Consider the following 503-nt stretch of genomic DNA (forward strand, 5'->3'; position numbering starts at 1 on the left):
GTCCATGAGGACGAGCGCCTGAGCTATGGCGAGCTCAACGCGCGAGCCAACCGGCTGGCGCATCATCTGATCGGGCTCGGTGTGAAGCCGGGGGATTGCGTTGCGACAGTGCTGAACCGCTCCGTCGCCCTTGTGGTGGCGCAACTGGCGATCCTCAAGGCGGGGGGAGTGTATGTGCCGGTCGATCGCGCTCTTCCATCTGCGCGACAAGAATGGCTGATGGCCGATTGTGCTGCGCGCCTGGTGCTTAGCGAGAGTGACGATGATGATCTGCTTGAGGTGACGATCCCTGTTCTGGCCATTGAGCCGCTCATGGCTGGGACTGGGTCTAGTGCCGATCCTGGCCTGGCATTGAGCGCCGAGGCTGCTGCTTACGTGATGTACACCTCCGGCTCGACCGGCCTTCCCAAGGGGGTTGTTGTTGCTCACCGTGCGGTCAACCGGCTCGTCATCAACAATGGCTATGCGCAGTTCAGCTCGAGTGATCGTGTGGCGTGGGTGGG

The 503-nt window shown here is 62.2% G+C and carries 1 protein-coding gene; it reads left to right on the forward strand.

The genetic code is table 11. The features are described 5' to 3' along the window. Positions 1 to 503, forward strand: a 503-nt coding sequence (locus NKJ08_RS38920; RefSeq protein WP_352786445.1) for an AMP-binding protein, incomplete at both ends; no start/stop codon positions are given.

Origin of the sequence: Mesorhizobium sp. M0244, assembly GCF_040321795.1 — a bacterium.
In the GTDB taxonomy this organism is placed as follows: domain Bacteria; phylum Pseudomonadota; class Alphaproteobacteria; order Rhizobiales; family Rhizobiaceae; genus Mesorhizobium.